The 25,793-nt window shown below is 73.5% G+C and carries 26 protein-coding genes; 18 read left to right on the forward strand and 8 right to left on the reverse strand.

The genetic code is table 11. The features are described from left to right. The first annotated feature begins 159 nt into the window (after positions 1-159). Together ACJ6WD_RS01905 and ACJ6WD_RS01910 are read left to right on the forward strand one after the other, a co-directional pair. Positions 160-780 carry a TetR/AcrR family transcriptional regulator gene (locus ACJ6WD_RS01905; protein WP_407615003.1) on the forward strand — a complete coding sequence of 207 codons (621 nt, stop codon included), beginning with the start codon at positions 160-162 and terminating at the stop codon, positions 778-780. 179 nt (positions 781-959) lie between these two features. Further along, positions 960-1,256, forward strand: a complete 297-nt coding sequence (locus ACJ6WD_RS01910; protein ID WP_407615004.1) for a hypothetical protein — start codon at positions 960-962, stop codon at positions 1,254-1,256. A gap of 374 nt (positions 1,257-1,630) precedes the next feature. On the opposite strand, the gene ACJ6WD_RS01915 is transcribed toward ACJ6WD_RS01910, so the two are convergent. Continuing rightward, the gene (locus ACJ6WD_RS01915) at positions 1,631-2,191 is read right to left on the reverse strand and encodes a TetR/AcrR family transcriptional regulator (protein ID WP_407615105.1); all 561 of its coding nucleotides are present in this window, start codon (positions 2,189-2,191) and stop codon (positions 1,631-1,633) included. 549 nt (positions 2,192-2,740) lie between these two features. On the opposite strand from ACJ6WD_RS01915, the gene ACJ6WD_RS01920 reads away from it, so the two are divergent. Next, positions 2,741-4,876 (forward strand): FUSC family protein, encoded by a 2,136-nt coding sequence (locus ACJ6WD_RS01920; protein ID WP_407615106.1) that lies wholly within the window; start codon positions 2,741-2,743, stop codon positions 4,874-4,876. 117 nt (positions 4,877-4,993) lie between these two features. After that, positions 4,994-5,500, forward strand: coding sequence for a MarR family winged helix-turn-helix transcriptional regulator (locus ACJ6WD_RS01925; RefSeq protein ID WP_407615005.1), 507 nt, complete (start codon positions 4,994-4,996; stop codon positions 5,498-5,500). 175 nt (positions 5,501-5,675) lie between these two features. On the opposite strand, the gene ACJ6WD_RS01930 is transcribed toward ACJ6WD_RS01925, so the two are convergent. Both ACJ6WD_RS01930 and ACJ6WD_RS01935 read right to left on the reverse strand, forming a co-directional pair. Next, complete coding sequence (locus tag ACJ6WD_RS01930) at positions 5,676-6,002, reverse strand: hypothetical protein (RefSeq protein ID WP_016575551.1); 327 nt, start codon at positions 6,000-6,002, stop codon at positions 5,676-5,678. A gap of 312 nt (positions 6,003-6,314) precedes the next feature. Beyond that, positions 6,315-6,632 (reverse strand): helix-turn-helix transcriptional regulator, encoded by a 318-nt coding sequence (locus ACJ6WD_RS01935; protein ID WP_233656450.1) that lies wholly within the window; start codon positions 6,630-6,632, stop codon positions 6,315-6,317. Positions 6,633-6,737: 105 nt separating this feature from the next. Here ACJ6WD_RS01935 and ACJ6WD_RS01940 point away from each other — a divergent pair, with 105 nt between their 5' ends. Then, on the forward strand, positions 6,738-7,451 hold the full coding sequence (locus ACJ6WD_RS01940) for an SDR family oxidoreductase (RefSeq protein WP_233656449.1): 714 nt from the start codon (positions 6,738-6,740) through the stop codon (positions 7,449-7,451). Positions 7,452-7,624: 173 nt separating this feature from the next. Here the strand turns inward: ACJ6WD_RS01940 and ACJ6WD_RS01945 are convergent, their stop codons facing one another. Beyond that, entirely contained in the window at positions 7,625-8,233 is a 609-nt protein-coding gene (locus ACJ6WD_RS01945) for a TetR/AcrR family transcriptional regulator (RefSeq protein WP_233656448.1), read from the reverse strand. A 190-nt stretch (positions 8,234-8,423) separates the two neighbouring features. Between ACJ6WD_RS01945 and ACJ6WD_RS01950 the strand changes: the two genes are divergently transcribed. The 3 genes from ACJ6WD_RS01950 to ACJ6WD_RS01960 all read left to right on the forward strand — a co-directional run bounded on the left by ACJ6WD_RS01950 (position 8,424) and on the right by ACJ6WD_RS01960 (position 11,082). Further along, on the forward strand, positions 8,424-8,942 hold the full coding sequence (locus tag ACJ6WD_RS01950) for a PH domain-containing protein (RefSeq protein WP_016572125.1): 519 nt from the start codon (positions 8,424-8,426) through the stop codon (positions 8,940-8,942). Further along, positions 8,939-10,564 carry a PH domain-containing protein gene (locus tag ACJ6WD_RS01955; protein ID WP_407615006.1) on the forward strand — a complete coding sequence of 542 codons (1,626 nt, stop codon included), beginning with the start codon at positions 8,939-8,941 and terminating at the stop codon, positions 10,562-10,564. Before ACJ6WD_RS01950 ends, ACJ6WD_RS01955 begins: the two co-directional genes overlap by 4 nt. Positions 10,565-10,671: 107 nt before the next feature. Next, the gene (locus ACJ6WD_RS01960; RefSeq protein WP_016572127.1) at positions 10,672-11,082 is read left to right on the forward strand and encodes an SsgA family sporulation/cell division regulator; all 411 of its coding nucleotides are present in this window, start codon (positions 10,672-10,674) and stop codon (positions 11,080-11,082) included. Between the two features lie 96 nt (positions 11,083-11,178). Here the strand turns inward: ACJ6WD_RS01960 and ACJ6WD_RS01965 are convergent, their stop codons facing one another. Beyond that, positions 11,179-11,961, reverse strand: a complete 783-nt coding sequence (locus ACJ6WD_RS01965; protein WP_233656444.1) for a polysaccharide deacetylase family protein — start codon at positions 11,959-11,961, stop codon at positions 11,179-11,181. Between the two features lie 155 nt (positions 11,962-12,116). On the opposite strand from ACJ6WD_RS01965, the gene ACJ6WD_RS01970 reads away from it, so the two are divergent. The 4 genes from ACJ6WD_RS01970 to ACJ6WD_RS01985 all read left to right on the forward strand — a co-directional run bounded on the left by ACJ6WD_RS01970 (position 12,117) and on the right by ACJ6WD_RS01985 (position 15,461). Beyond that, positions 12,117-12,821, forward strand: coding sequence for a response regulator transcription factor (locus ACJ6WD_RS01970; protein ID WP_038523285.1), 705 nt, complete (start codon positions 12,117-12,119; stop codon positions 12,819-12,821). Then, the gene (locus ACJ6WD_RS01975; RefSeq protein WP_233656442.1) at positions 12,818-14,347 is read left to right on the forward strand and encodes a HAMP domain-containing sensor histidine kinase; all 1,530 of its coding nucleotides are present in this window, start codon (positions 12,818-12,820) and stop codon (positions 14,345-14,347) included. Before ACJ6WD_RS01970 ends, ACJ6WD_RS01975 begins: the two co-directional genes overlap by 4 nt. Further along, on the forward strand, positions 14,344-14,964 hold the full coding sequence (locus ACJ6WD_RS01980; RefSeq protein ID WP_233656441.1) for a hypothetical protein: 621 nt from the start codon (positions 14,344-14,346) through the stop codon (positions 14,962-14,964). The genes ACJ6WD_RS01975 and ACJ6WD_RS01980 overlap by 4 nt, the downstream gene beginning before the upstream one ends. A 95-nt stretch (positions 14,965-15,059) precedes the next feature. Next, positions 15,060-15,461, forward strand: coding sequence for a DUF1992 domain-containing protein (locus ACJ6WD_RS01985; protein ID WP_331246463.1), 402 nt, complete (start codon positions 15,060-15,062; stop codon positions 15,459-15,461). A 19-nt stretch (positions 15,462-15,480) separates the two neighbouring features. Here the strand turns inward: ACJ6WD_RS01985 and ACJ6WD_RS01990 are convergent, their stop codons facing one another. After that, positions 15,481-16,770 carry a hypothetical protein gene (locus tag ACJ6WD_RS01990; RefSeq protein ID WP_407615007.1) on the reverse strand — a complete coding sequence of 430 codons (1,290 nt, stop codon included), beginning with the start codon at positions 16,768-16,770 and terminating at the stop codon, positions 15,481-15,483. Positions 16,771-16,965: 195 nt separating this feature from the next. Between ACJ6WD_RS01990 and ACJ6WD_RS01995 the strand changes: the two genes are divergently transcribed. From ACJ6WD_RS01995 to ACJ6WD_RS02010, 4 genes are all read left to right on the forward strand, one after another. After that, complete coding sequence (locus ACJ6WD_RS01995) at positions 16,966-18,849, forward strand: methylmalonyl-CoA mutase family protein (RefSeq protein WP_407615008.1); 1,884 nt, start codon at positions 16,966-16,968, stop codon at positions 18,847-18,849. Between the two features lie 26 nt (positions 18,850-18,875). After that, the gene (gene scpA, locus ACJ6WD_RS02000) at positions 18,876-21,119 is read left to right on the forward strand and encodes a methylmalonyl-CoA mutase (protein ID WP_376443100.1); all 2,244 of its coding nucleotides are present in this window, start codon (positions 18,876-18,878) and stop codon (positions 21,117-21,119) included. 11 nt (positions 21,120-21,130) lie between these two features. After that, the gene (meaB, locus tag ACJ6WD_RS02005; RefSeq protein ID WP_016573090.1) at positions 21,131-22,132 is read left to right on the forward strand and encodes a methylmalonyl Co-A mutase-associated GTPase MeaB; all 1,002 of its coding nucleotides are present in this window, start codon (positions 21,131-21,133) and stop codon (positions 22,130-22,132) included. Positions 22,133-22,351: 219 nt separating this feature from the next. Then, entirely contained in the window at positions 22,352-22,717 is a 366-nt protein-coding gene (locus tag ACJ6WD_RS02010) for a coenzyme f390 synthetase (protein WP_407615009.1), read from the forward strand. A gap of 4 nt (positions 22,718-22,721) precedes the next feature. Here ACJ6WD_RS02010 and ACJ6WD_RS02015 read toward each other — a convergent pair whose 3' ends face one another. After that, positions 22,722-23,201, reverse strand: a complete 480-nt coding sequence (locus tag ACJ6WD_RS02015) for an ATP-binding protein (protein ID WP_233656429.1) — start codon at positions 23,199-23,201, stop codon at positions 22,722-22,724. A gap of 271 nt (positions 23,202-23,472) precedes the next feature. Between ACJ6WD_RS02015 and ACJ6WD_RS02020 the strand changes: the two genes are divergently transcribed. Together ACJ6WD_RS02020 and ACJ6WD_RS02025 are read left to right on the forward strand one after the other, a co-directional pair. Next, positions 23,473-23,715, forward strand: coding sequence for a DUF397 domain-containing protein (locus ACJ6WD_RS02020; protein WP_016573087.1), 243 nt, complete (start codon positions 23,473-23,475; stop codon positions 23,713-23,715). A gap of 123 nt (positions 23,716-23,838) precedes the next feature. Next, complete coding sequence (locus ACJ6WD_RS02025) at positions 23,839-24,747, forward strand: helix-turn-helix transcriptional regulator (RefSeq protein WP_233656428.1); 909 nt, start codon at positions 23,839-23,841, stop codon at positions 24,745-24,747. A 66-nt stretch (positions 24,748-24,813) separates the two neighbouring features. On the opposite strand, the gene ACJ6WD_RS02030 is transcribed toward ACJ6WD_RS02025, so the two are convergent. Then, complete coding sequence (locus ACJ6WD_RS02030; protein ID WP_233656427.1) at positions 24,814-25,632, reverse strand: SAM-dependent methyltransferase; 819 nt, start codon at positions 25,630-25,632, stop codon at positions 24,814-24,816. Between the last annotated feature and the right edge of the window lie 161 nt (positions 25,633-25,793).

Raw genomic sequence — 25,793 nt, forward strand, 5'->3', positions numbered from 1 at the left:
TGCGGGAGGGGGCGGGTTCGGGTGTTGTGGTGCAGCGGTGCCTGGTGATCAGCCAGGCCCAACATAGCTTTTTTGGCATGACGTGCCAAGGTGCTGGTTCGTGACAATATGGGAATCGGGTGAGGCGGGCCGGGCGGCCGCCGGGAGTGGGAGAGGCGCATGACGGCAGGGCGCGGCAGGCCCTCGTTGACCGAACGGCGGCGGCAGGAGACCCGGATGGAGATCGCCGAGACCGCGGCGGCGCTGTTTTCCGAGCGGGGCTACGAGGCAACCACCGTCGAGGACATCGCCGCGTCGGCCGGGATCTCGCTGCGCACGTTCTACCGGTACTGCGCGGCGAAGGAGGACGCACTCACGCCCGTACTGACGTCCAGCGTGGGGGTGCTCGTCCAGCAGCTCGCCGGTCGGCCCGTCGACGAGCCGCTGACCAGTGCGGTAGGGGCGGCGTTCGAGGACGCGGAGGCGGCGCGGCGGCTGGCCGACCCGGACAAGGCCCGGCGGCTGATCCGCGTGATGGGAAGCGTGCCGGCGATCCGCATGCGGTGGCTGGCGGCGGGGCGGGACATGCAGGACCAGCTGGTCCCCGTGCTCGCGGTGCGCACCGGGGCGTCCGCGGACAGCATGGAAGTACGGCTGTTGGCCTGCGCGTTGATCGATGCGCTGTCGGTGGCCATGGAGCACTGGGCGTGGCAGGAGGAGCCGGACGACGTGGCGGAACTCACGCGGCGGGCGCTGACCTACCTACGGGTGGACGAACTCCAGGCGGCAGCCGGGGGCTGAAAAACGGGGTGCGGGTGTGGACAATGGGACGGGGCCGACGAAGGCGTGGGCAGCCCGGACAGCCGGAAAGGCGAAGAAGGCCGAGAACGCGACGGGGCGGACGGCCGACCGGCAGCGATGAGGGCCGGGAAGCGGACCGTCGCCGCGCGAGGAACGGGGGAAACCGGATGCGGAAGATCATGTCGATAGCACTCGCGGGTGCGGTGTGCGGTGCCTCGCTGACGCTGGCCACCGCGACGCAGGCGATGGCCGACCAGGTGCCGCGCTGTGTGAAGGTACGCAAGTTCTTCGACCAGGGCGGGCAGCGTTACGTCCGGCTGACGAACCTGTGCGCCCAGCGACCGGCCTGCTACACCATCGTCGTCCCGCACCAGGCGGATCCGCGGGGCAGGCTCCCCCAGGGAGCGACGAAGGACGTGCGGTACGGCACGACGGCCGGATCGCGGGCCCTGTACGTCAAGAACGTGGCCTGCTGAGGCGACGGGGCCCGCCGGCGGTGGCGCACCTCCGTGAACCGCGGCCCACTCCCGACCGGTCACGGCCGGCCGCCCGTTCGTTGGCCACGCCCCCTGGCTCAGGGGTCAGTCGTGCGAGTCGGGGCGAACGTCCCAGCTTCACGACCCGTCGTCCGTGAGCCGCGCAGAGCCCTTGTCGCGCCGCGTTCCCGTGTGCTCGCGTTCCGTTGAAGGCGGGGCGGGGGCGGAGGCGGAAACGGAGGGGCAGTGGACCGACTCCCCCCCCCCGCAGGCCACGCTTGCGGACGGACGCCTTCCTGCCCACGTGCAGGCGGACGCCAACGGGAACGCGCCCGGCGGCATTGCGTCCGCGGCGTCATTGCGTCCGTCCGGCGTCACGCGGGCCCGGGGAGCGCGATGCCGTCGAGCACCATCGCGAGGTACTGGCGGGCGATCTCCTCGGGGGTGTGTCGGCCCTGCGGGCGGTACCAGCTGGCGGCGACCCAGACCGTGTCGCGCAGGAAGCGGTAGGCCAGCCGGAGGTCGAGGTCACCGCGGAAGACGCCCTCGGCCACTCCGCGCTCCAGTGTGCCGAGCCACGCCCGCTCGAACTTCCGGCGAGAGGCGGCGAGGTAGTCGAAGCGGGGCTGGGTGGCGAGGTGCCGGGCCTCCTTCTGGTAGATCGCGACCGCGGCGCGGTGCCGGTCGATCTCCCGGAACGACTCGGTGACCAGCGCCTCGATGGTCTCCCGGGGCTCCAGGTCGGCTGCGAGCACCGCGTCGTAACCGGCCCACAGCTCGTCCAGGAAGGTGGCCAGGATCTCGTCGACCATCGATTCCTTCGAATCGAAGTGGTAGTAGAGGCTGCCCGCGAGCATCCCGGCCGCGTCCGCGATCTGGCGGACGGTGGTCGCGTTGTAGCCCTGCGCGGCGAACACCTCCGCCGCGGTGTCCAGGAGTTCACGGCGGCGGTCGGGCGAAGCGGGCGCGGAGGCCGGCTCTCCCCTCGTGGCACTCTGGGCGCTCCGGGCACTCTTGGCGCCACCGGCGCCCCCTGCGCCCTTGACACCCTTGCCGCTCTTGGCGCCACCGGCACTCTGGGCTGCCTTGGCGGGCCTGGCGCCCTTGGCGCTCCTGGTGCTCTGGGGGCGCTTGGTGTCCTCGGTGGCCCTCGCAGCCTTCGCAGCCCTCGCAGCCTTCGCGGTCTTCGTGGTCTTGGTCATCCCGACTGCCTCAGCGGACTCGTCCGGCTCGATCGACTTGGTCGACTTGGCTGGCTCGGTCGGCTCGGTCGGCTCGGTCGCTTCGGCGGTCGCGGCGCTCTCGGTGTTCTTGACGTTCTTCGCGGTGGGCACGGGGTCATTGTCGCGCGCTCGTGAGGTGACTCAGCGCGTATCTTTTACAGGTAAAACACCTGCTAATCTTTTTCCATGGGAAAGCACGCCAAGCACGCCAGGCCCACGGGGCGGTGGAAGACGGAGACGGGGCCCGACGGATCGGGCACGGTGCGGTTCCGTCCGTTGCCGGTCCGGAGCACGGTGCGGCTGCGACGGCCGGTCGACATCTGGCACAAGCCCGCGCTCAGCGCCGTGGTGGCGCTGGCCGTCCCGGATCTGGTGCTGCTCGGGCTGGGGCGGCTCGACCTGGTCCTCTACACCTCCGCCGGCGCGATGTGCGCGCTGTACGCGCACGGCCTGCCGTACGCGGCACGGGCCCGGACCCTGCCGTGGGTGGTGCTCGGGATGGTGGCGAGCCTGGCCGTGGCGCTGACCGCGGCCTCGCTGGTCACCTCCGCCGCCGTGCTGGTGGTGCTGGCCTCGCTGGTCGCCGCGGCGCACAAGGTGGTGTGCGACGCCACGCGGATCGGGCCGCCCGGAAACCTGATCCTCACGTTCATCGCGGCCTCGGCGTTCTTCGTGCCGCAACAACCGGCCGACGTGCTGCCGCACGCGGCGCTGGCGCTGGCCACCGGGGCGTTCGCCTGGCTGGTGTGCATGGCGCCGGCGTTGGTGCGGCCGCAGGGTCCGGAGCGGATCGCCACTGCTCGGGCGCTTCAGGCCGCCGCCGGGCTGCTGCGGGCCCAGGCGGGAGCCGCCGGCGCCCCGTCGGCCGGGGAGTCCGAACCGCCCGGCGTGGTGCACGCCCGGCACGCCACCGCGGCGGCCGTGAACGCCGCTTGGCACGCGCTGTTCCTGGTCCCGACCCGTACGCCGGCGAAGGCCGCGGCACGGGAGGGGTTGGAGCGGCTGTTGGTGCGGGCGGAGTCGTCGCTGGGCGGCGAGCCACGGGACGCCGCGGCCGAGGCCGGGCGGCTCGGCGGATGGGCGCGGGAGCTCCGGAGCGGACGCCCGCTGCCCGAGGTGACGCTGACCGGCGCGGAGGCTGAGGAACTGGCCGGAGTGGCGTGGGAGGCCAGGGCGGCCTGGGAGGCCGGGGTGGCGTTGGAGCCGGGCATGGCACTGCGGTCCGGCGTGGCATCACGGTCCGGGGCCATGCGGCGCGCACGGGCGGCTCGGCAGGGCGAAGGGGCCCGAGCAAGTGAGGCTGCGCCGGCCCGCGGGACGGCGGGGTTCGGTACGCCCCCGGAGGTCGGCGCGGCCGCCGGGTCCCGTGTCGGGCGGGCCGTGGCCGGTGGCGGACTGCGGAGCCCGGCGCCCGGACGGCCGCGGGGTCTGCGGGCGGTGCTCGGGCGGCTCCGTCCCGGCTCGCCCCTGCTGCCCATCGGGGCACGGGTGGCGGTGGGGTGCGTCCTGGCGGGCTGGGCGTCGTTGGCGGTGGGCGTCGGGCATCCGTATTGGGCCGTGGTCACCGCGGCGTCGATCTACCAGGCCAACACCACGCTCTCCTGGCAGCGCGCCTTCCAACGCACCCTCGGGAACCTCCTGGGACTGGTCCTGTTCACCGCGCTGCTGCCGTTGATCCACACCGGGCAGGTCACGATGATCGCGCTGGCGCTGGCGTTCCAACTCGGCGCGGAGGCCACGATCACCCGGAACTACTGGCTCGGATCGGTGTGCGTGACGCCGATGGCGCTGCTGCTGACCGAGTTCGGCCGGCCGCTGCCGGCCGGCACGCTGATCGCCGACCGGTGGCTGGACACCGTGGTGGGCGCGGCGGTCGGGCTCGTCTGCTGCGTGCTGGTCACCAATCGGCGGGCCGCCGACCGGATCGATCTGGCGCTGGAACGGGTCGCGGAGGCCGAGGCGGCTGCGGCCCGGCTGCTGGCGGCCGCACCGGGCGCGAACGCGGCACCCGCCAGGACCGGTGCCGTACCCGCGGGACCGGGTGCACCGCCCACGGGGGCTGGCGCGCCGCGCACCGGAACCGGCCGCGCGCCCGTTGGAGCGGACGGTCGGCCCACCACGGCGAGCGAGGCGCACGAAGCTGCTGGGACACCGAAGTCCGAAGGGACGCACGAGACCAACAGGACGCACGAAGCCGACTGGGCGCCTGAAGCCGGCTGGGCGCGCGATCGGCTCGCCGGGTGCCTGGTCGAGCTGCGGGAGGCCGTGGACGTGGCGAACGGCGAGTGGTGGCAACGGGCGCTGCCCGAGGAGCGGATCGCCGGCGCCGAACAGCAGGGGCACCGGACCCTCGCGGTGCTGGTGCGGCGCCTGACCACGCCCGCGCTCGCCGCCTGAGCCGCCCGCTGGCGCCGGCCGCCTGACGTACCCTCCGGCCGGCCCTGGGCAGGCACAATGAAGTCCGTGGGCGACCGGGGTGCCGGGCGGACGGACGGGGCGGAGAGGAGCGTGCGGGTGACCGAGGACATCGTCGCGGGGGTGCTGCGCCAGTGGCAACAGGTGCACCCCGGGCTGGACACCGGCCCGATGGCGGTGATCGGACGGCTCAACCGCTGCTCCGCGCTGCTGCAACAGGCCGCCGACGCACCGCTGCGGCGGGCCGGACTGACCCGGCCCGAGTTCGACGTCCTCGGCACACTGCGCCGGATGGACCGCGAGCTGACCCCGGGCCGGGTCGCGCGGGAGACCTTCGCCTCGGGGGCGGCGGTCACCAAACGCCTGCGGCAGTTGGAGGAGCGCGGGCTGATCAGCCGTCGGCCGGACGACCGGGACCGCAGGGTCACCCACCTCTCGCTCACCCAGGAGGGGCGGGACACCATCGACCGGCTGTTGCCGGAGCAGTTGCGCTACGAGGCAGCGCTGCTGGAGGGGATCGGCGCACAGCGGCAGGAGGAACTCTCCGCGGCATTGGGAGAGTTGCTGGTGGTACTGGAGGGACGCCTGGGGAGCCTGATGGGCTGATGGACTGACGGATGAGGGCGCCGGCGCCCGCCCGGCGACTCCCCCGTCGCACCACCACGAACACGGCCCGCGCCACCACGAACACGGCCTACGCCACCACGCACGCTGACCGCATCGCCACGCACGCACGCGCGCCGCTGCACCAGCTCCGGCCGGCGCCCCGCGGTCCCCTTCGTCACACCGCCGGGAACGGCTCGTCGCTCCAGCGGAACCACGCCGCGTCGTCCTCGATGTGCAGCAGGAACTCCGCCACCGGACCGCCCGGGGCGATCAGCCGGACGCCGTCGCTGGCGCGCGCGTAGGCGTCCTCCCAGGCGGAGAGGTCGTCGTCGATGGTGTCGACGAGCGCCAACTCGCGGGCGAAGTGCGGCCGCAGTTCGGCGAAGGCCGGACCGGGGGTGAAGCGCCCGTTCAACCAGGGGAAGTCCGCCTGCGTGACGGTGATCTCGCCGACCACGTCGGCACCCCGTTCCACCCGCCAGGTCTCCCCGATGTACGGCATGGTCGCCTCCCCTTGGTCGTGCCGGTGACGCGCGGAAGCGCCCCACCGGGGTGCGGCGGGGGCGGGTCCAGCGCGACGGTCGGACAGCAGAATGGCAGACCTCGCGAACGGGCCGGATGGCGGTGGCGGGAAAGCGCGGAAAGCCGGCCGAGGGGCCTCGCCTCCATCAACTGACTGTTCATCAGGTCGACTCGGGTCGACTCAGGCCGCGACCGCGACCGCCCCGCTCCCGTGTCGGCCTCGCTCCTCCCCCGCACGGTCCGCCCCATTGATCAGCCCCATGGGACTACGAGGGGGTGAGTTTCTGGGGGGCTACCTGGCGTCGCCTGTGGTTGGGGTGGTGAGGATGGCGTCGAGGAGGCCGGGGAAGCGGTTGTCGAGGTCGTCGCGGCGCAGGGTGACGGCCTTGTAGCGCCCGTCGCGGTGTTCGCGGGTGATGCCGGATTCACGCAGGACGCGCCAGTGGTGAGTGGCCGTCGACTTCGTGACGTCGAGTGGGAGGCTGCCGCAGGTGCGCTCGCCGGGGGAGGCGGCAAGTTCACGCAGGATGCCCAGACGCACCGGGTTGCCCAGTGCGGCAAGCACGTCCTCCAGGAGCAGCTGCTCGCGGGCGGGATGGTAAGCGGCCATGGTACGAGCGTACGACACTACCCGTACTGTCCGAATTGCCGGTCATTGAGTTCGACTGTACGGTAAATTTCGTACAGTCGAACTTAAGCGAGTGCTGGAGCCCTCATGACCACCCCCACCGCCAGCAAGCCCGTCGCCATCGTCACCGCGGCAGGCCGCGGCATCGGCGCCGGAATCGCCCGGGAGCTAGCCGCCAGCCACCGGCTCGTGCTGTTCAGCCACGGCGCCGGCATCCACGACCTGGCCCTCGAACTGGGCGCCACCGCCGTCCAGGGCTCCCTCACAGAACCCGACGACCTCAACCGCCTGGTCGACAGCACCCTTGAGCGGCACGGCCGCATCGACGCCCTGGTCAACGGCGCCGGCCACGCGACCAACGGCGACCTGCTCGACCTCACCGACGCCGACTGGCACGCGGGCCTGGACATGCTGCTGCTCAGCGTCGTGCGGATGGCTCGGCTGGTCACCCCGCACATGACGGCCGCCGGACACGGCGCCATCGTGAACTTGTCCTCCTACACGGCCCTGGAACCGATGGGCATCATCCCCCTCAACTCCAGCCTGCGCGCCGCCCTCAGCTCCTTCACCAAGCTCTACGCCGACCGCTACGCCGCCACTGGCTTGAGGATGAACAGCATCCTGCCCGGCTTCGTCGACAGCTGGCCCTCGGACCCCGAGTTCCTCGCCCGCATCCCCGCCGGCCGCTATGCCACGGTCGCCGAGGTAGGACGGCTCGCCGCCTTCCTCGTCAGCGACAACGCCGCCTACATCAACGGCGAAAGCATTCGCATCGACGGCGGCGCGGCCCGCTCCCTCTAACGCACCGGAGGTGCCCGCCGGGTCCGGCCGCGCACACCGGCACGCAGGTCGATACCGCGTTGACGACCACCGAGTCGGACGCCCCGCGACCGCGCCCCCACGTCGCCGTCGACGACCTGCTCAAGGACTTCCCGCTCCCGCGTCAACTTCACCCGGCCCCCGCCCCGTCCGCCCTAGGTGCCCGCCGTCCCGAAGAGGCCGTCGAGTTGGCGGTCCAGTAGGGCGAGCGCCTGCTCGGGGCCGTGGATGCCCAGCAGGACGTAGGAGGCCAGGCCGTCGGCGAGGGCGATCAGGATCATGGCTTCGTCCGCGGTGGCGCGCTCCGGCGGGACCTCGCCGCGCTCGGCGGCCAACCGCAGCTGGTCGACGAAGAGATCACGGAGCTTGGGGATGCCGTCGCGGGCCTCCGCGCCCAGGGCGGGGTCGTGGACCGCACGGGAGTAGTAGGCGGCGGCGACCAGGAGGCCGGCGCGGCTCTCGGCGTCCAGCGGGAGCATCCCGGCGCAGCAGGCGCGGATGACCGTGCGCGGCGTCGGGTCCTGTTCCAGGGCCAGGATGCGGTGCCGGATCCGTTCGGCGGCCTGGTGGTTGATGTGCCGGAGGGCGAACAGCAACAGCTCGTCGCGGTTGCGGAAGTAGTGCTGGATCCGGCCGAGCGAGATGCCGGCCTCGGCGGCGACGTCGCGCAGGCTGACCCCGTCCACGCCCCGGGTGTTCGCGAGCCGCCAGAGCGCCGCCGAGATCTCCCGGCGCCTGGCTTCGTGATCCACCTTCTTCGGCACGGGTGGCTTCCCTTCTTCCGTACGTCACTGCTCTTCGTCGCGACACCCCGTTGCCAGACCTCGTCGCGGGACCGCGCCGCGACGGGCCCCGCGGCCCCTGCCCCGCCGACCGGCGCACTTTTACAAGTCGCTCGTACCGTTATAACGTACCGCCACACAATACGTTTGACTTGGAAAACGGTGACCCCTCATGTCCGAGCACGCCGCACCGCTCCTGCGCCCGCCACGGCACCGCGTCGATCCCCGCGCCCGCGCCTGGTGGCGGGTGCAGGCACTGCTCACGCTCAGCGGGCCGATGCTGCTGACCGCGCTGGTGATGGCGGCGCTGTCGGTCCTCTTCTTCCCCGGCGCGCTGCCGTGGCTGGGCCCGCTGCTGCTGGTCGTCCTGGTCCTGCCGGCGGTGGCCTACCTCGTGGTGATGCCGCGGATGCGGTACGCGGTGCACGCCTGGGAGCTGGGCGAGCGCGCGGTCTACGCGGCGGGCGGCTGGTTCTGGCAGAAGCGGCGGATCGCGCCGCTGTCCCGGGTGCAGACGGTGGACACCGTGCGCGGGCCGATACAGCGGCGCTACGGGCTGGCGACGGTCACCGTCACCACCGCCTCGACCGCCGGCGACATCAAGATCGCTGGGCTGTCGGACGCGGACGCCGAGGCGCTCTCCCGGCGGATCGGCGAGGTCGCCCAGGACGTGCCGGGGGACGCCGCATGAGCGCCGCACGGCACGACGGGACCGGCACCGGCGGCGACGCGCCGACCCCCGCGCCGCGCACCGACGACCAGCCCGCGGTGCCCGGGGCGGCCGAGTGGCGGCGACTGAGCCCGCGCACCCTGCTGGTGCACTGCGGTTGGCTGGGCGCGCCGCTCGGCTCGCTGGCGCTGACCGCACTGGCCACCGGCGGACGGATCACCACCGGCGCCTGGATCACCCTCGCCGCGATCGCCGCCGCCTTCGCCGTGGTCACCGCGGCCGGGCTGGTCCGCTGGGCGCGTACGGACTTCCGGGTCACCGCCGAGAGCCTGGACGTGCGCAGCGGCCTGCTGACCCGGCGGCTGCGGAGCGTGCCCCTGCACCGGATCCGCACCGTCGACCTGACCGCGTCGCCGCTGCACCGGCTGTTGGGCGTCACGGTGCTGCGCGCCGGCACGGCGGGTTCCGGGGAGGGCGCCGGCGAGCTCTCCCTGGAGGCCCTGCCGGTGGCCGAGGCCGAGCGGCTGCGCGCGGAGCTGCTGGCGCGGGCGGCCACCGGGGCCGTCGCGGAGGATCCGGTGCTGGCGCGGATCAACTGGCGCTGGCTGCGGTACGCGCCGCTCACCTTCTGGGTGGTCGGCGGCGTGTTCGTGGCCGGCGGGTCGGCGTACCGGGCGCTGCACGAGATGGGCATCGAGCCGTGGAAGCTCGGCTTCGTCCGGCGGGCGTTCGAGGAGTTCGGCAACGGGATGCTGTGGCTGACCCTCCCCGCGGCGCTGCTGGCGGTGATCGCGCTGGGCTCGGTGGGCGCGCTCGTCCTCTACGTCGAGAACTGGTGGAGCTACCGCCTGGAGTGGGCCGACGCCGGCACCCTGCGGGTGCACCGCGGGCTGCTGACCACCCGCTCGGTGACCATCGAGCGGGCCCGGCTGCGCGGCGTGGTGCTGCGCGAACCGCTGCTGCTGCGGGCCGGCGGCGGGGCGACGGTGCGGGCGGTGGCGGGCGGCCTGGGCAACAAGGAGGAGAACCGCAAGCGCAGCGGGCTGCTCCCGCCGGCGCCCCGGCGGGAGGCGGTCCGGGTGGCCGGCGGGACGCTGCGCACCCCGTTCCCGGACCCGGAGGTGACGGGGCATCAGATCGACGGTGATCACCGCCTGGTGCGGCATCCCCGGGCCGCGTTGCGCCGGCGGCGGACGCGCGGGCTGCTGTTCGCCGTGCTGCCGGTCAGCGCGCTGCTGGCCGGTCTCGGGGCGGCGTTCACGCCCGTACTGCTGCACGCCGCGTGGATCTACGCGGTGCTCGCCGCGCCGGCGGTGCTGTGGCTGGCCCGGGACGCGTACCGGAACCTGGGGCACCGGATCGTCGGGGAGCACCTGGTCATCCGGGCGGGCACCTTCAGCCGGGACACCCTGGTGCTGCGCCGCGAGGCCGTCGCCGCCTGGACGTTCACCACCTCCCCGTTCACCCGGCGGGCCGGGCTGGTGACGCTCACCGCGGCGGTGGCGGCGGGCGAGGAGGGCTACCGCGTGCCCGACCTCGCGCAGGGCGCGGCGGCCGGCTTCGCGGCGACGGCGACACCGGGCATCCTGGACGAATTCCTCACCCGCCCGGTGGGCCACGGCGACCGGACGCCGTCGACATGACACAGATCACACCCCCGCCGCATGCACGGCCGGGCCGGGCACACCGTCCTACAGGATGACCACGCCCGCGCCCGCGCGGGTCGCCCAGCCGTGAGGGAGTCGCCGCGATGCACACCGCCATCGACCAAGCCGTCCAGGTCCGCCTCCTCGCGACGTCGGTCGGCCACGCGGTGCCGGCGGTGCTCCGCTACCAGCGGACCGACCCGCTGGCGGTGCGGATGACCTTCCCGCCGGAGATCTCCCTCGACGGCGCGGCGGTGGACTGGGCGTTCGCCCGGGACCTGCTCGCCGACGGGCTGGGGAGCGCGGTCGGCCGGGGTGACGTGCGGGTGCGGCCGTCGGGCCCGGACCGCACGGTGATGGAGTTCCACGCCGACGAGGGCATCGCCATGGTCCAGTTGCGGACCGCGGACGTCCGGCGCTTCCTGGCCCGCTCCTACGAGGCGGTGCCGGCCGGTCGCGAGCACGAGCACCTCGGCGTGGAACAGGGGCTGGCGGAACTGTTCGGCGCCGCGTGAGGCGGCGGCGTGCGGGACGCCGCCGCGGGCGGGCGACGGGCAGGACACGACGAACGGGCCGGTGGTGACCGGCCCGTTCGACTGTGTATGGGGGCGCTACCGCTGCGGGAACCCGAAGCCGTAGCCCTGCTGCTTCATCCAGGGCAGCAGCCGCTCCAACGCCTCCACCGTGCGGGCCCGGTTGCCGCCGCCGTCGTGGAAGAGGACGGTGGGGCCGTTCTTGAGCTCGCCGCGGACCGTCGACTCGATCGTCGCGACCGAGCCGCCCTCAAAGTCCTTGCTGTCGACGTTCCAGCCCAGCGGGCGCATGCCGTGGTCGGCGGCGAGCTTGCGGCTGTAGGGGGTGAAGGCGCCGCCGGGGGCGCGGTAGTACTCGACCTTGGCGCCGCCGGCCGCGTCCTCGATCATCTTCTTGGCTTCGAGGATCTGCCGGGACTGGTAGTCGTCGGGCCGGTGGTCCATGGCGGTGTTGTGGTCGACGGTGTGGTCGCAGAGCCGGTGGCCGTCGGCCACCACCTTCTTGACGAGGGCGGGGTGCGCCGCGGCCTGCGGGCCGATCATGCAGAAGGTCGCCTTGACGCCGTTGTCCTTGAGGACCTGGAGGACCTTCGGCGTCCAGACGGGGTCCGGACCGTCGTCGATGGTGATGTTCAGGCTGCGCCCGGGGCGGTCCGAGGCGTGCACGATGGTCGGGTCGACCGGTGCGGTGCGCGGCGGTTGGGCCGGCTTGCGCGCCTGGTCGACCGTGTCCGCCTCGGCGCTGGGCTGGAGGAGCACGAACGCTCCGGCCACCGCCAGCGACGCCACCGCCGCCGTGGCCACGCCGATGATCCCGCCCTCGATGCCGAAGCGCCGTCCCGTGCCGAAGCGCCCTGCCATGTCGATCCCGCCCCTCGTGTGCTGTGCTGGTCTGCCTGCCGGCGGCGTGGTGTGCCCCTTTGCACGGACGCCGCCCGCACCTCCACAGATGCACAGGAGTCGGGGCGGGCTGCTCCTGTTACGGATCCATCATGAAAATTATTGATACTGGTCCCATGCCACGAGTACTTCTGATCGAGGACGACGCCGCCGTCCGGGACGGGGTGTCCCTCGCGCTGCGGCGGCGCGGCCACGAGGTCGCCGCCGCGGCCAGCGGTGAGGAAGGGCTGGCGGCGCTGCCGGGCTTCCGCCCCGACATCGTCCTGTTGGACCTGATGCTGCCCGGCAAGGACGGCTTCGAGATCTGCCGGCTGATCCGCGCCGAGCGCCAGCTGCCGATCATCATGCTCACCGCCCGCGGCGACGACCTCGACGTGGTCCTCGGGTTGGAGGCCGGGGCCGACGACTACATCGTCAAACCGGCCCGCGGCGAGGTCCTGGAGGCGCGGATCCGGGCGGTGCTGCGGCGCACCGCGCTGCCCACCGACGGCGCCCCGGCCGCCGAGCCGGGGCCCGCGCCGGTGGAGACCTACGGCGAACTCACCGTCGACCGGGCCGGGCTGGTCGTCAGCAAGGGCGGCCAGGACCTGGCGCTGGCGCCGTCCGAGATGAAGCTGCTGCTCTTCCTGTCCGCCACCCCGGGCCAGGTCTTCAGCCGGCAGCAGCTGCTGGAACACGTCTGGGAGCACAGCTACCACGGCGACGCGCGGCTGGTAGACGCCTGCGTGATGCGGCTGCGGACGAAGATAGAGGACACCCCGCGCAGCCCCCGGTACGTGCAGACCGTGCGTGGCTTCGGTTACCGCTTCGGACCCCTGTGAGCCGCCTCCGCCGCCTGCTGCCCGGCGTCTCGGCGGTGCGCGGACTGCGCGCCCGGCTCGTGGTGGCGTTCCTGCTGGTGGCCGCGGTCAGTGCGTTGACCACCGCGGGACTGACCTACCGGGAGGCCCGCAACGCCATCCTCCAGCGGTCCCAGGACGGCGCCGTCAACGACCTGCGGGCCCAGGTCAATTCGCTGGCGCCGGAGCTGGCGGTGCCGCCGTCCCGGTCGGACCTGGACTTCTTCCGGGTGAAGCTGGAGCGCTCCGGCAAGTCCCGCGACTGGGACGTCTCGGTGCACTACAACGGCGTGCCGGACGACGACGAGGGCGGACTGCGACGCGACATGGTGGTGCCGGCCGACTTCAAGGCGTCGGTGGAGAAGCGCCGGGTGCCGGCGTTCCAGCGCGTCGACCGGGACGGCTCGCCGTGGCTGCTGATCGGGATGCCGGTGCGGCAGACCGACAACCAGCCGTCCCCGCTGACGGTCTACGCCCAGTTGCCGCTGCGCGCCGAGGAGGCCAACGTCGAGGCGCTGGTCACCGCCGCGCGCGGCGGGGCGCTGCCGGCGTTCGCCCTGGCGGTGATCCTGCCGCTGTTCGCGGCGCGCGGGGTGCTGCGGCCGGTGCGGGGGCTGCGGCAGGCCGCCGGCCGGATCGCCGAGGGCAAGTTGGACACCCGGCTGGAGGTCAAGGGCGCCGACGAACTCGCCGACCTGTCACGGTCGTTCAACGAGATGACGGCGAAGCTGGAGGAAAGCATGGCCGAGCTGCGCCGGATGGAGGCCAACGCCCGGCGGTTCGCGGCCGACGTCTCGCACGAGCTGCGGACTCCGCTGGCGGCGATGTCCGCGGTCACCGACGTCCTGGACGAGGACGCCGACTCGCTCGACCCGGACACCGCCTCCGCGGTCCGGCTGATCAGTCAGGAGACCGGGAAGCTGGCGCGGATGGTGGAGGACCTGATGGAGGTGTCCCGGTTCGACGCCGGCGCCGCCGCCCTCCACCTGGACGAGGTGGACGTCGGCGAGACGATCCGCAAGACCCTCCAGGCCCGGGCCTGGCAGAGCCGGGTGACGGCGGAGCTGCCGGCAGACGTCCGCGCCCGGCTCGACCCGCGCCGGTTGGACGTGGTGGTCGCCAACCTGGTGGGCAACGCCCTGCACCACGGCGGCGAACCGGTCCGGGTGGAGCTGCACGCGCCCGAGCCCGCCGACGCCGTGCTGCTGATCGAGATCCGCGACAGCGGCCCGGGCATAGACCCCGAGGTGCTGCCGCACGTCTTCGACCGGTTCTACAAGGCGGACTCGGCCCGCGCCCGGTCCGAGGGCAGCGGCCTGGGCCTGGCCATCGCGCAGGAGAACGTCCGGCTGCACGGCGGCGTGCTGCGCGCCGCCAACGCGCCCGAGGGCGGTGCGGTGTTCACCGTGGAACTGCCGCTGCACCAGGAGGAAGCACCGGCCGGCGGGTCCGCCGACGAGCCCGGCGAGGAGCCCGGCGGCGCCGGGAAGGGGAACGACACCGCATGACCGACCGACGCCCGACCGCACGCCGCACCGCCGCGTGCCGCCCCGCCCCGGGCCGGACCCCCGGCCGCCGGGTCGTCCTGGGCACCCTGGCCGGGGTGCTCACCGCGACGCTGGCCGGCTGCGGGATCGAGCCCACCGACGTGATCGACGCCGGCGAGCCGGCGACCGGGGTGCGGGCCCCGGGCAAGCCCACCGTCAACGTGCAGTTGTTCTTCTACGGTCCGGACGGACTGCACCCGGCGACCCGTCCGGCGCGCGAGCCGTTGGATCCGCAGGCCGCGATCGACCTGCTGGTGCAGGGGCCGAACCACGCCGAGCGGATGCGCGGACTGTCCAGCGTGGTGCCGAAGTTCCCGGCCCCGCTCACCGCCACGTCCAGTACCGGGCAGGTCACCATCACCTTGCCGGTCAACGCCAAACTGCTGGACCCGGCCTCGCTCAACCAACTGGTGTGCACCGCGGCCAACGCCCGGGTGCCCGGCAACAGGCCGCCCGGCCAGGTCACCGTGACGCTGGTCGGCGGGGGCGTCCGGGTCGGCCCGATGGTGTGCGGCGGCAGCAACGCCTTCCCTCTGGTGCAGCCGAGCCCGACCGGCCCGGCCGAGGGCGGCGGCTGACCGGGCGCCTCGCCCCGAGGCCCGGCCGGCCGGGGCGGGTTGCACTACCGTGGAGGAACGAGGACCGTCCGGCCACACCTTGGGAGACCCCCACGATGACCGAGCGCAAGCCCCCCGGTGTCAGCTACGAGAGCTGGGTCGAGAAGCAGATCCGCGAATCGACCGAGCGCGGCGGGTTCGAGGACCTGCCGGGCTTCGGCAAGCCGCTGCGCAATCTCGACCGGCCCTACGACGAGATGTGGTGGATCAAGGAGAAGATGGACCGCGAGCAGGTGTCCTTCCTCCCTCCCAGCCTCGTCCTGCGCAAGGAGATCGAGGACGCCCAGGCGGCCGCCGCCGACGCACCGAGCGAGGCCGCGCTGCGCCGCGTCCTGACCGAGATCAACGGCCGGATCCGGGCGGCGCTGGCCAGCCCGCCCGAGGGACCGCCGCTGAACCGCGTCCCGTTCGACGTCGAGGAGCAGGCCCGCGCCTGGCGGGAGCGGCACGGCAGGTGAGCGTCGCCGGCACCGCGCGTCACTCCCCCGCCGGTGCCATGCGGAGGCGCAGGAATCGCGGCCGGTACAGCTCCACGTCGCCGTTGACCACCGGGTCGGCGGCGGCGCCGGGTGGTCCCAGCCAGTTGACGTCGTAGCTGAGCAACAGGCCGGTGCCGTCGGTGAGTTCCGGGTGGGCCTGCGGGTTGTAGACCGCGACGTGGTCGGGGTCGGGGGCGGCCGGGCGCGGTGGGGTGATCCGGCCGGCCGGGCCGTGCCAAGGGCCCTGGGGCGCACAGGCCCAGTAGCCGGTGATGGTCCGCAGCCCGGCGGTGCCGCCGCCGGCGGTGTCCATGGTGAGCAGCACCCACGTCCGGCCGTCGCGGACGACGGTGAAGGCGCTGCCGACGCCGCGCCGACCGCCGCCGCGCAGGACCGGCACCGCGCCCGCGGCGTCCGGCCGCCAGCGCGCGCCGTTCCAGAACCGCCAGGCGGTCCGGTCGGCGAGCCGGCCGGCCGGGGCCTTGGCCAGGTAGGCGCTGTCGGCCGGGGACCCGGGCGGGTCGTCGCCGCCGAAGACGTAGGTGACGTCGCCGACGCGGACCAGTGCGGTGCCGTAGAGGACGCGGCGGCCCGGGTCGGCGACGGCGCCCTGGTCGGCGACCGGGGTGAGGGATTCCAGTCGGAGGTCGGGCAGCGCGAGGGTGGCGACCTCGGTGCCGTGCGGCACGCCGAAGACCCACGGGCCGGTGCCGGGGACGCGGTTCCACAGCAGCACCCGGACGACCCGCTCCGCGGCACCGGGGGTGCGGGGTTCCACGGTCGCGTGGACCGGCCAGCGCCAGCCGCCGCCGGGCGGGTCGGGGAAGAACGGCCCGGGCGCGGCGGGGGTCCCGCCGGTCAGCGTGCGCTCCGGTCGGCCCTCCGGCGTCATCACAACGAGCGAATTGTGGCGCAGGAACGGGGTGCCCCCGGTGACGGTCGTGCGCCAACGGGTGGGCGCGCCCTGCGGGTTGGGGGGCGGGTGGACGAGGTCGAGGAAGGTGTCGGAGAACAGCCAGAGCGTCCGGCCGTCCGGGAGGCGCACGGAGTGCGTGCCGTCGCCGCCGGTCCAGTCGTCGGTGCGGGAGTCGTCGTCGCCGTAGCGGGCGAACGCCCCGGTCGTGGCCGGGTCGGTGGACCAGTTGCCGGGGGCGCGCCCCCGGCAGGCGGCGGGCTCCTCGGGGGTGCGGGCCGGCGCCGGCACCAGCAGGGCCGCGGTGGCGGTCAGGACCAGGAGGACGAGCAGGGCGACGGCAAGGGTGGTGCGGGGGCTCGGCGGTGTGCGCATTGCGCTCCTCGGTGGGGTGCCGGGGCCACCGTAGCGCGCCGGAAGATCGGGTTCCGGGAGCCGTCGGCGGGGCCCGGCGCTGCCCGTCCGGGGTGGATTCGCCCTGTACACGGCGATCGGCGCCGCCCTCAACGAGTGCAAGGTCACAGCTCGGGCCCCTGCTCCGGCTAACGGCCGTTCGCCTAGCCTGCTGCCATGACCGCCGAGTCCCCCGAACTCCCCCTGGCCGCCGCCTTCCCGGCTGCCGAACGCGAGCAGTGGCAGCGTCTCGTCGAAGGCGTGCTCCGCAAATCGGGCGCGTCCGAGGCCACCGGCGCCGCCGCCGAGGACGCGCTCGCCACGGATCTCCAGGACGGGATCCGCGTCCCTCCCCTGTACACCGCCGAGGACGCGCCGCCCGCCGCGGGCCTGCCCGGCTTCGCGCCGTTCGTCCGGGCGGCCCGGCCCGAGGGCACCGCCTTCGGGTGGGACGTCCGCCAGCGCCAGGTCGGCACCGATCCGCAGCGGGTCAACGAGGCGCTCCTCGCCGACCTGGAGAACGGCGGCACCTCCGTGTGGCTGACCGTCGGCGACGGCGGGGTGCCGGTGTCCGGCCTGGCGGACGCGCTCCGGGGCGTCTATCTGGACCTGGCCCCTGTGGTGCTCGACGCGGGCGCGCAATTCCCGGCGGCGGCAGCGGAGTTGCTGCGGCTGTACCGGGAGGCCGGGGTGGCGCCGTCGGAGACGGCGGGCGTCCTGGGTGCCGATCCGCTGGGGCTGCTGGCCCGCACCGGCGACGACCGCGCACTGGCCGACGGGCTGGCCGCCACCGCCGAACTGGCCGGTCAGGTCGCCCGGAGCGCCCCGGGCCTGCGCACGGTGAGCGTCGACGCGCTGCCGTACCACGAGGCGGGCGGCTCGGCGGCCGAGGAGTTGGGCGCCTCGCTGGCCACCGGCGTGGCGTACCTGCGGGAACTGGCCGCGGACGGGCGGGGGCTGAGCCTCGACGACGCCTGCCGGCAACTGGAGTTCCGCTACGCCGCCACCGCCGACCAGTTCCTGACCATCGCCAAGCTGCGCGCCGCGCGGCTGCTGTGGTCCCGGGTCGCCGAGGTCTGCGGGGTGTCGCCGACCGCGGCCGGGCAGCGCCAGCACGCGGTCACCTCGGCGGTCATGATGTCCCGTCGGGATCCGTGGGTGAACATGCTGCGGACCACGGTGGCCGGGCTGTCCGCGGGCCTGGGCGGCGCGGACGCGGTGACCGTGCTGCCGTTCGACGCGGCACTGGGCCTGCCGGACGCGTTCGCCCGGCGGATCGCCCGGAACACCCAGTCGGTGCTGCTGGAGGAGTCGCACCTGGCGAAGGTGATCGACCCGGCCGGCGGCTCCTGGTACGTGGAGCGGCTCACCGCCGAACTGGCCCGCGCGGGCTGGGCGTTCTTCCAGGAGATCGAGCGGGCGGGCGGTCAGGCCGCCGCGCTGCGGTCCGGGATGGTCGGCGAGCGGCTGGCGGAGACCTGGCGGCGACGCAGTGCGGATCTGGCGCACCGGCGGGAGCCGATCACCGGGGTCAGCGAGTTCCCGCACCTGGCCGAGGCGCCGTTGGAGCGCGAGCCGGCGCCGGCGCGGGCGGGCGGGGGGCTGCCGCGGGTCCGCCGGGACGACGCGTTCGAGGCGCTGCGGGCCCGGTCCGACGGGCACCTGGCGGCGACCGGGACGCGGCCGAAGGCGTTCCTGGCCGCGTTGGGTCCGGTCGCGGCGCACACCGCGCGGGTGGCGTTCGCCGCCAACCTCTTCCAGGCGGGCGGGATCGAGACCGTGCCGGAGCAGGTGACGGCGGAGTCGGTGGCCGCGGCGTTCGCGGCGAGCGGCGCGCGGATCGCGTGCGTGTGCTCCAGTGACGCGGTCTACGCCGAGCAGGCGGCGGAGGTGACCGCGGCGCTGAAGGCGGCGGGCGCGGTGCGGGTGTACCTGGCGGGCAAGCCCGGTGCGCACCGCGAGGAGTTCGTGGCGGCCGGAGTGGACACGTTCGTGTTCGTGGGCTGCGACGCGGTCGGGGCGCTGTCCTCGGCCCTGGATGTCACGGAGGTGGCGGGATGACGGAGACGGCACGGCAGGAGGGCGCCATGGACGCTGCGTCAGGCCACGCCCCGGGGCACGCGGGAGCCGTCCCCGACTTCAGCACGGTGGAGCTGGGCGACCTGTCCGGGACGGCCGAGGCCGGCGACCGGGACCGGTGGACGGACGCGGTCCAGCAGGCCACCGGCAAGAGCGTCGCGGACCTGACCTGGGAGACGCCGGAGGGCATCGACGTCAAGCCGCTCTACACCGCGGCCGACCTCGACGGCCTGGACTTCCTGGGCACGTACCCGGGCATCGCGCCGTACCTGCGCGGCCCGTACCCGACGATGTACGTCAACCAGCCCTGGACGATCCGGCAGTACGCGGGCTTCTCCACCGCCGAGGAGTCCAACGCCTTCTACCGGCGCAACCTCGCGGCGGGGCAGAAGGGCCTGTCGGTCGCCTTCGACCTGCCCACCCACCGCGGCTACGACAGCGACCACCCGCGGGTGACCGGTGACGTCGGCATGGCGGGCGTGGCGATCGACTCGATCTACGACATGCGGCAGCTCTTCGAGGGCATCCCGCTGGACCGGATGACGGTGTCGATGACGATGAACGGCGCGGTGCTGCCCGTTCTCGCCCTCTACATCGTGGCCGCCGAGGAGCAGGGCGTAGCGCCCGAGAAGCTGGCCGGGACCATCCAGAACGACATCCTCAAGGAGTTCATGGTCCGCAACACCTACATCTATCCGCCGCAGCCCTCGATGCGGATCATCTCCGACATCTTCGCGTACACCTCGCAGAAGATGCCGCGGTACAACTCCATCTCGATCTCCGGATACCACATCCAGGAGGCGGGCGCGACGGCCGACCTGGAGCTGGCGTACACGCTCGCCGACGGGGTGGAGTACCTGCGCGCCGGGCTGGCGGCGGGGATGGACGTGGACGCGTTCGCGCCGCGGCTGTCGTTCTTCTGGGCGATCGGCATGAACTTCTTCATGGAGGTCGCCAAGTTGCGCGCGGCCCGGCTGCTGTGGGCGCGGCTGGTCCAGAAGTTCGAGCCGAAGAACCCCAAGTCCCTTTCGCTGCGCACCCATTCGCAGACGTCGGGCTGGTCGCTGACCGCGCAGGACGTGTTCAACAACGTCACCCGCACCTGCGTGGAGGCGATGGCCGCGACCCAGGGCCACACCCAGTCGCTGCACACCAACGCCCTCGACGAGGCGCTGGCCCTGCCCACCGACTTCTCCGCCCGGATCGCCCGCAACACGCAGCTCTTCCTCCAGCAGGAGTCGGGCACCTGCCGGGTGATCGATCCGTGGGGCGGCAGCGCGTACGTCGAGCGGCTCACCCACGATCTGGCACGCCGCGCCTGGGCGCACATCGAGGAGGTCGAGGAGGCCGGCGGGATGGCCAAGGCGATCGACGCGGGCATCCCGAAGATGCGGGTCGAGGAGGCGGCGGCGCGCACCCAGGCGCGGATCGACTCGGGGCGGCAGGCGCTGATCGGCGTCAACAAGTACCGGGTGGACACCGACGAGGAGATCGAGGTCCTCAAGGTCGACAACTCCGCGGTGCGGGCGCAGCAGATCGAGAAGCTCCGGCGGCTGCGCGCGGAGCGCGACGAGGACGCCTGCCGGCGGGCGCTGCGGGCGCTGACCGAGGCGGCGAAGGCCGCGCCCGGCCCGGGGCTGGAGGGCAATCTGCTGGCGCTGGCGGTGGACGCGGCCCGCGCGATGGCGACCGTCGGGGAGATCTCGGACGCCCTGGAGGAGGTCTACGGCCGCCACTCGGGCCAGATCCGTACCATCTCGGGTGTGTACCGAGACGAAGCGGGCCCCTCGTCGGGGGTCGAGCGCACCCGGGAGCTGGTGGCCGCGTTCGAGCGCGCCGAGGGCCGCCGGCCGCGCATCCTGGTGGCCAAGATGGGGCAGGACGGCCACGACCGCGGCCAGAAGGTGATCGCCACGGCCTTCGCCGACCTGGGCTTCGACGTGGACGTCGGCCCGCTGTTCCAGACCCCGGCCGAGGTGGCCCGGCAGGCGGTGGAGGCCGACGTGCACATCGTCGGGGTGTCCTCGCTGGCGGCCGGCCACCTGACGCTGGTGCCGGCGCTGCGGGAGGCGTTGGCGGCGGAGGACCGGGAGGACATCACCGTCGTGGTGGGCGGGGTGATCCCGCCCCAGGACGTCCAGCCGCTGCGGGACATGGGCGCCGCCGCGGTCTTCCTGCCCGGCACGGTCATCCCGGACGCGGCCCACGACCTGGTGCGGGACCTGGCGTCGGTCCTCGGCCACGAGCTGTAGGGCGGAGGGCCATGCCTGCGAGGATCGATGTCGACCGGTACGCCGAGGGCGTGCGGGCGGGCTCCCGGGCGTGGATCGCCCGCGCGGTCACCCTGGTCGAGTCCACCCGCGCCGATCACCGGGCGGCGGCCCAGCAGTTGCTGGTGCGGTTGTTGCCGTACTCCGGGGCGGCCCGGCGGGTGGGCATCAGCGGGGTCCCGGGCGTGGGCAAGTCGACCTTCATCGACGCCCTGGGCTCGCTGCTGACCGGGCTGGGCCACCGGGTGGCGGTGCTGGCCGTCGACCCGTCCTCCAGCCGGACCGGCGGCTCCATCCTCGGCGACAAGACCCGGATGGAGCGGCTGGCCACCGACCCGGCGGCGTTCGTCCGCCCCTCCCCCACGTCCGGCACGCTGGGCGGGGTGGCGCGGGCGACCCGGGAGTCGATCGTGGTGATGGAGGCCGCGGGGTACGACGTGGTGCTGGTGGAGACGGTCGGCGTCGGCCAGTCGGAGACCGCCGTCGCCCACATGGTCGACACGTTCCTGCTGCTGACGCTGGCCCGCACCGGCGACCAGTTGCAGGGCATCAAGAAGGGCGTCCTGGAGCTGGCGGACCTGGTCTCGGTCAACAAGGCGGACGGCCCGCACGAGCGGGACGCCCGCTCGGCGGCGCGCGAACTCGCCGGCGCGCTAAGGCTGTTGCAGCCGGCCGACGCGGCGTGGACGCCGCCGGTGCTGACCTGCAGCGCCCGCGAGGGCACCGGGCTGAAGGCGGTGTGGGAGCGGATCGAGCAGCACCGCGCCCTGTTGGACGCCACCGGTGCGCTCGCCGAGCGCCGCCGCGCCCAACAGGTCGACTGGACGTGGTCGATGGTCCGCGAGCGCCTGGTCGACCGGCTCCAGGAGCATCCGGACGTCCGCCGGTTGGGCCCGGAGGTCGAGGCCGCGGTCCGCGCGGGCGAGCTGACCGCGACCCTGGCGGCGGAGCGCCTGCTCGCCGCCTTCGGCCTGGGTGACGGACTGGCGGACTGACGGGCCCGCCGGTCGGCGACACCGTGCGTCGGCACCGTCGACGGACCGTCAGAATGAGCCTGCGGCAATGTTCTTGACGGAACGTCACTCGGCCGTCAGACCTGCATCGGCCGGGCGAGGGTACTCACCCGCGGACCTGAGTAGCCCGACTCATGACGCCCGGTTGCCGGGCCCCGAAGATGGCGGGGCAACCCACCGTCGGGCGCCTGGGAGTCAGCCATGGGGGCCAACAGCTATCCGCACCACGTCGAGCGCGGACTCTTCGACGGCAATCCGCTGGCCGGGCTGATCTCCGGGTTCTGCCTCACCCTCGACGCGTCCGGCGACCTGGAGGCCAGGCCCGTCGTCCACGTACAGCTGCGGCCCGGTCTGACGCTCTCCCCGGTCGCCGCGGACCAGTTGGCGAAGAGCTGCCAGCGGGGCGTCCAGCGCCAACTGGACGCGAGGGACGGCGACTTCGCACCCCATCCGGAGGCGGGCCCGGCCGCCAACGAACTCGCCATCACCCTGCACCCGTACGGCAGCGGACCGTTCGCCACGCCCTCCTCGATCCGCGACGGCTACCTGCTGCGCGGCGGCGGCTGAAGCGTCAGTCGCGGGCCGCCGTGACCACCGAGGCCCACACCGTCTTCCCCGACCGGTCGGGCGGCGTCCAGCCCCAGGAGTCGCTGAGCCGGTCGACGAGGTGGAGCCCGCGCCCGGACTCGGCCAGCGCGTGCTGCGGCCGCAGCACGGGTGACTGGGTGCCGCCGTCCGAGACCGCGCACAACACCCCGCGCTCCTGTCGGGTCAGCGCCAACCAGCCGTGGCAGAAACGGTTCTCGAAGAGGGAGTCGAAGACGGTCTCGGCGGATTCGGTGGCGCCGTGCCGCAGTGCGTTGCTGACCAGTTCCGAAACGATCAGGACCGCGCTCTCGGCGAGCCCCGGACACATCCGCCAGGCGTCGAGGGTGGTCCGGGTGAAGCGGCGGGCCTCGGCCACGGTGCAGGCCGCGCCGCCGAGCGCACAGGCCGCGAACCCGTCGGGCCCCGGCAGCCACCACGCCTCCCGGGCGGTGTCGCCGGTCACTGGCTCCCCTCCTTCCCGGAGGACGTCGCGCTCGGACTGTGCCGGGTGTGTGGTCATCACGATCTCCGCGGAGGGGCAAGCGAGTTGGGCGCGTGGGGGACGGTCTGGGCGGGGCCGCCCCGGAGGGCTAATATCCTCGTCGGCCGTCCATCGCTGCAAGTGCATCTGCAATTACATCGGTACGGACGGCCAGCCAGGGGCAGGATCACGCCAACCGTGATCACCGCCCGGATCGGTCCCGAGCACACCCCCCACCAAGGGAGCAGCCGTGATGGAATCGATGACCAACGGAATGCCGGCGAGCGCCATCGAGGGCGCGGTCTGGCGCAAGAGCCGCCGCAGCAACCCCAGTGGTAACTGCGTTGAACTGGCGCTTCTTCCGGACGGCGGGGTCGCGGTACGCAACTCGCGACACGCCTCCGGCCCGGCGCTGATCTACACCCGTGCCGAACTGGCCGCCTTCGTCCAGGGGGCCAAGGACGGCGAATTCGACGATCTGTTCCCCCACGACTGAGCAGACGACCGCCTTCGGGGGCAACGACTGAGGCATATGTCGGCCGGATAGTCGGCGTAGGTGTACGCCTCCTCGGGGCAATGGGACACTGGGCGTCGGCCCGACCACTCAGGGGAGTCAGTTATGAGCGCCGCGCAGCCGCACAGCGATCTGTCCCTGCGCCGCTATCTGGAACATCCACGCGGCGGCCCCACCGTCCTGCGCATCGTGCTGGGCACCCAGCTGCGCCGGCTCCGGGAGGCCGCCGGCATCACTCGCGAGGCGGCCGGCGACGCCATCCGCGCCTCCCACGCCAAGATCAGCCGCCTCGAACTGGGCCGGGTGAGCTGCAAGGAGCGGGACGTCGCGGACCTGTTGACGCTGTACGGCGTCCTCGACAGCACCGCCCGCGCCACCTTCCTGACCCTCGCCCGCCGGACCAGCACGCCCGGTTGGTGGCACCAGTACAGCGACGTGCTGCCCAGCTGGTTCGAGACCCACCTGGGGTTGGAGTCGGCCGCCTCGGTGATCCGCACCTACGAAGTCCAGTTCGTGCCGGGCCTGTTGCAGACCGCGGAGTACGCCCGCGCGGTGGCGCTGCTGGGCCACCCGGGGTCCGCCCCGGAGGAGACCGCGCAGCGGGTGGCGCTGCGGATGCAGCGGCAGGAACTGCTCGCGCTCACCGACGCGCCGCGGCTGTGGGCCATCCTCGACGAGGCATGCCTGCGCCGGCCGTTGGGCGGACCGGAGGTGATGGCCGATCAGCTCCGGCACCTGCTGGAGATGGCGCGGCGCCCCAACGTCACCCTCCAGATCGCGCCGTTCGCCCTCGGCGGCCTGGCCGCGGCGGGCGGACCGATCACCATCCTGCGCTTCCTGGAGCCCGACCTCCCGGACATCGTCTATCTGGAGCAGCTGACGAGCGCGCTCTACCTGGACAAGCGGGACGACGTCGACCACTACCTGGCGGTGATGGACCGGCTCAGCGCCCAGGCCGAGTCCCCGCGGCGCTCGCTGGCGATGCTGGAAGAGCTGCTGGAGCAGCTGGGGTGACTGCGGCGGGGCCGGACCGCCGGCCCCGGCCCGCCCCGCCCGCCGCTCCCGCTCTCCGTCGGTGCGCTACGGCCTGCGCGCCACGCCGCCGTACTCGATCCACTCCTGGGTCAGCTGCTTGGGGCCGGCGTCCGCCGCGTCCGGCCGCCAGGTCGAGACCTCCACCAACCCCGGCTCCTGGATCTCCAACCCGTCCAGGTAGGACCGCAGTTCGTGCTGCTGCCGGACCCGGCCCCAGCTCCCCTGGGTGCTGACCCGCATGAACTCGGTGACGAAGTCCCGCGTCGCGGCGTCCTCGCTGACGAGCTGACAGACCACCAGGAAGCTGCCGGGGGCGAGGCGTTCGGCGACCCGGCGGACCAGCGCGGCGGGGTCGTCGGCGTCCGGGATGCAGTGCAGCACGGAGACGAAGAGCGCGGCGACCGGCTCGTCGAGGTCTATCAGCCGGCGGACCTCCGGGCTGTCGAAGATGCCGTCGGTGTCCCGCATGTCGGCCTGGATGACGGCGGTGTTGTCGTTCTCCTCCAGCAGCGCGCGGCCGTGCGCCAGCACGATCGGGTCGTTGTCGACGTACACCACGCGGGACCGCGGGTCGACCTGCTGGGCGACCTGGTGGACGTTGTCCTGCGTCGGCAGGCCAGAGCCGTGGTCGACGAACTGCCGGATGCCCTGCTCCTGGGCCAGCCAGCGGACCACCCGGCGCAGGAAGCGCCGGTTGTTGATCGCCAGCACCTGGGTGCTCGGGACGACCTTGCTCAGCTCCTCGCACGCCTCGCGGTCCACGGCGTAGTTGTCCTTGCCGCCGAGGTAGTAGTCGTACATCCGCGCGACACTCGGGATGCTCACGTCGACAGCGCTGGACAGCGGCCGGGTTTCTTGGCTCATTCCCCACTCTTCCCGTCGGATTGCCGTGACGGCCACCGTACGGGTGCCGCGCCCCGTCTCCAACTGCCGTGACGCCGTGGGCAGTCGACCGGTTGCACCGACCGGCGCGGGCCGCGCGCCCCGCGCCAGCGGCGGGCCGTCGCCGGGACCCCGCCGGGACA

Origin of the sequence: Streptomyces sp. VTCC 41912, assembly GCF_045799175.1 — a bacterium.
Lineage (GTDB): Bacteria > Actinomycetota > Actinomycetes > Streptomycetales > Streptomycetaceae > Streptomyces > Streptomyces albulus_C.